We start from the raw sequence: 3,328 nt of genomic DNA, 5'->3' as shown, positions 1-3,328 counted from the left end.
AGTTGGGTCCGCGTGGGCGAGGAAGCGCTCGCGCGCACGGCGTAGCTCCGAGTTCGGGCGGTCGCACCACGAACGGCGTCCCGCCGAACCGATGAATCGGCTCGACGGGACGCCGTCGCCTGTGCTCCCGGCGGAGCGCTAGTCGCGCAGGCCGGCCGGGATGCTGAGCATCACCGAGCTCGACGGCGCGCCGTCAGGCCCGCCCTCGCCGTACAGCATCAACTGGTGCTGGTTGTTGATGTCGAACCCGTACGTCGCCATGAACCACTCGCCGTCGGCGACGGGAACCATGCCCGACAGGTCCCAGAGCCGGCCCTGCGGATCCCACAGCGCCGAGACGGGGTAGTAGGGCGCGAGTTCGACCGAACCGAGCACCCAGCCGTCGTCGCTCACCTTCTCCGCGGTCGCGTCGTAGCCGTAGTCGCCCAGGCGCGTCATCCCGCCCGCCTCCGTCCACACGAACGCGTCGTCGCCGCTCACCCCGACGACGGCGCCGTTCGCGTTGACGTCGAGTGCCACCGCCGAGGACTGGCCGGGAMGCGTGCCGAGGTCGCTGACGGCCCCGGTCGCGGCATCCCACCTCACGGCGCGGGGTGCGTATTCGTCGTCGAGCGACTGCCCGACCACCGTGCCCGCGCCGTTGATGGCCCGGGGCTGGGTGCCCGACGTGGAGGCCGACAGGTGGTCCAGCTCGTGGAAGATGCCGTCGGGCGTGCGTGCGAAGGCATCGCTGTACGCGTGCCAGACGCCGTCGGCATCCTGCTCGGTGAGTTCGGCGAACCCGGTGACGACGCCGCCGTCGTTCACGGCGGTCGCGTACCCGTTCGGGTAGTCGCGCCAGTCCGGCACGCCGATGACCGTGCGGGATCCGTCTGCAGCCCACATCGCCGGGTCGAAGTTGCCGTCGTCCTTGGTCACGATGCCCACGGCCGTGTGGTCCTCGTTGATCCCGAGGGCCGAACCCCACTGCTCGCCTTCGGTCGCGAGGTTCTCGAAGCCGCCGTCCGCGGTCCAGGTCGTCGGGGTCATCCGCGCCTCGAACTGCCGATCGCCCGCGACGACGCCGTCGTCGGTCATCTCGGCGCCGACGAACGGCGGCGCCCAGCTGACGACGTCGAGTTGGGGCACGTCCACCGTGGTGACGGAGACACTCGCCGCCCCGATGATCGTGCCGTACTCGTTGGCCACCCGCACCCGGCCGACCATCGGCTCACCCGTGAGCTGGCGGGCGGCGACGGTCAGGGCACCGTCGACCGGCATGGACTCGCCGGAGGACAGCCCGTACGTCGCGTCGGACTTCGGCGTGACGGTGCCCTGCCCCTTCGAGTACATCTCCTGGTGGTAGTCGAACGTGACGCCCTCGCCGGCGACATCGACCCCGGCGACGACGATGTAGTACGTCCCGGGTCGCGGGTCGTCGATGACGATGCGTCCCGGCGTGTCCCCGTTCGCGGTGCTCTGGCCGACCGGCCCGCCGCCGAAGTAGACGAAGAAGTCCAGGACGGACGCGTCACGCGGGGTGAGTGCGACATCGAGCCGGGTCGTCTCGCGCGGGACGTACAGCTGGTTGGCGGTGACCTCGCCCTGCGCGACGGTCGAGAACAGGTTGACCACGGTGCCGACCTCGCCGGTCGCCACGTGCGCCTCGACGGGAGCGAAGGTGTTCATGCCCGCGAGGCTGACGTCGGTGGGCTCGTTCATCGTCACCGAGTCGAGCGTGGTCGACCCGGGCTCGACGCTCATGCCCTGCAGCGAGACCGCCGCGGCATAGGTGTTGGCGTCGGTGCCCGACGTGCGGCGCGCCTCGATGACGAACTCCCAGATGCCCGGCTCGGGTCGATACACGGCCCGTGCTCCGGCGTCGCACCCCGCTGGGTCGGCGTAGGCGCTGTAGCAGTGGTTGCTGGCGTTCGAGTCTGCCGGCACGCCGTCGGGATCGATGGGCAGGATGCGGACCTGGCTGCCATCCGCGATGCCGTCGAGCGTCATCTGCAGCGCTTCCACCCCCTCGGGAACGGGGACGAGCAGCGACGTGCTTCCGCCGCGCGGAAGCGTCCCGGAACCGGTCACCGTGAAGTCGGGTTGCGCCAGCGCCGTCGTCGAGAGCACGGCGACCGAGACGAACTGGTCGATGCCGGGCGTCGCCGGGTCGTCGATCGTCATGATCGCGCTGTGGAGCCCGGACGTGGCCGCGTTCGCGGTGACCGTGACCGCGGCGGGCTTGTCCTTCTTCAGGGGAAGGCTCGCGCGCGCACTGAACGTGCCGTCGTTGCCGATCCAGCCGATGCGGTGGACGACGTTGCCGGCGGTGCCGCTGGTGCGGGTGACCTCGACCTTGTAGGCCTGCCCCTCACCGGTCACCTGGCCGCCCTCGCCGGGGAGGCACCGGTTGTAGACGCCCGTGCCCGTGTCGGGCGTCTCGAGGAGGCTCGAAAGGGAGCTGCACACGGGGGCGGACACCTCGAGGGCGTTGACCGACCCCTTCTTCGCGAGCTGCTTCCATGCCGCCACGGTGTCGATGATGCCAGCGCCCTGCGCCGTCGTGGAGACGCCGGGGATCACTCGTGCCGTCCCCGTGAGTGCGGTCTTCAGCGCGCCCGGCGAGACCTGCACCGAGCCGGCCTTCGCCGCGGAGAGCAGCAGTGCGGCCGAGCCGGCGACCTGCGGCGCCGCCATCGAGGTGCCGTTGAACATGCCGTACCCGGCGGGCAGCGCGTATCCCGTCTCGGGGACCGGCTCGCCGGCCAGCCACATCGGGATGGTCGAGACCGCCGCGCCGGGGGCCGAGATCTGCGGCGCGAGTCCGCCGTTCTCGGCGGGACCGCGGGAGGAGAACCCGAAGATCCCCTGCTCGGCCGTCACCTCGGCGCCGTAGTCGGCCCACCAGGTGTCCGAGCTGACGGATGCCGCGACCGAGATGGCCTCCCCGGCCACCGAGGGCGAGCTGACGGTGTTCGTGCCGAGGCCGTCGTTGCCGGCGGCGACGATGATCTGCACGCCGTAGGCGTCGATGAGCTGGTCGTAGAGGTCGGCGATCACGTCGGATCCGTCGTTCAGGGCCGGAAGCCCGCCGATCGACAGGTTCACGACGTCGACGCCGCGGTTGAGCACCAGGTCGATCATGCCCTCCGTGAGCGCGGCCTGCGTGCAACCGCCCTGGAAGGTGCAGGCGCGTGAGGAGACGATCTGCGCTCCGGGTGCGGCGCCGTGCATCTCGCCGCCGAACATCGACGTGGCGGCGACGATGCCCGCCACGTGCGTGCCGTGGGCGGCGGCCGGGAGGCCGATGTTCACGAAGGTGCCGGTCTGCCCGTCGCGTCCGTCGTCG

Annotated in this window: 1 protein-coding gene; it reads right to left on the bottom strand. The window is 71.1% G+C overall.

Translation table 11 applies throughout. The features are described 5' to 3' along the window. Nucleotides 1–138: 138 nt before the first annotated feature. On the bottom strand, nucleotides 139–3,328 hold a 3,190-nt coding region (locus AC1DY2_RS17515; protein ID WP_476763575.1), incomplete at its 5' end, for a S8 family serine peptidase.

It is taken from the genome of Agromyces sp. P1_H4 (assembly GCF_056405255.1).
This window is presented reverse-complemented; position numbering and strand designations above follow the sequence as displayed.